This is a genomic window from Limnobacter litoralis (assembly GCF_030160455.1).
Classification (GTDB): Bacteria; Pseudomonadota; Gammaproteobacteria; order Burkholderiales; family Burkholderiaceae_B; genus Limnobacter; species Limnobacter litoralis.
The window spans coordinates 1-514 of sequence record NZ_BSOJ01000036.1 but is presented as its reverse complement, the minus strand read 5'-3'; the positions used below and the strand labels follow the sequence as shown (position 1 = coordinate 514).

Genomic DNA, 514 nt, shown 5'->3' with positions numbered 1-514 from the left:
CAAATCCCTCAACGGGAAGGCTGCATAGTTCGAGTTAACGTATCCATTAAACGAGGGCAAGGTCAGTACACTGGTTGCTCCCCCCAACTACTACGGAGAGTTCCTGCCATGTCCTCCTCAGAACAACTCGAAGAATTCATGAACGGTTTGATCAGGAGAAATCCTGGTGAGCCGGAGTTTCATCAGGCAGTCCATGAAGTAGCACAGCACATCTTGCCGTTTATTCAAGCCAATCCAAAATACGAAAAAGCGCAGATTCTGCAGAGGCTTACAGAGCCCGACCGGATTGTCAGCTTTCGGGTCTGTTGGGAAGACGATGAGGGCAATGTGAGAACCCAGCGGGGGTATCGGGTTCAGCACAGCAATGCCATTGGCCCGTACAAGGGCGGCATCCGCTTTCACGACAACGTGACCCAAAGCATTTTGAAATTTCTGGCCTTTGAACAAACTGCCTATTCTGACCAAATTGGACAGTGATTCTGGCTGAAACTGGACAGTCATTCCAGCTCAAACT

The 514-nt window shown here is 49.8% G+C and carries 1 pseudogene; it reads left to right on the top strand.

Annotated elements, in window-relative coordinates:
* Positions 1–138: 138 nt before the first annotated feature.
* Positions 139–450 (top strand): annotated as a pseudogene (locus QQJ87_RS14145) (Glu/Leu/Phe/Val dehydrogenase dimerization domain-containing protein); the annotation flags it as partial.
* Between the last annotated feature and the right edge of the window lie 64 nt (positions 451–514).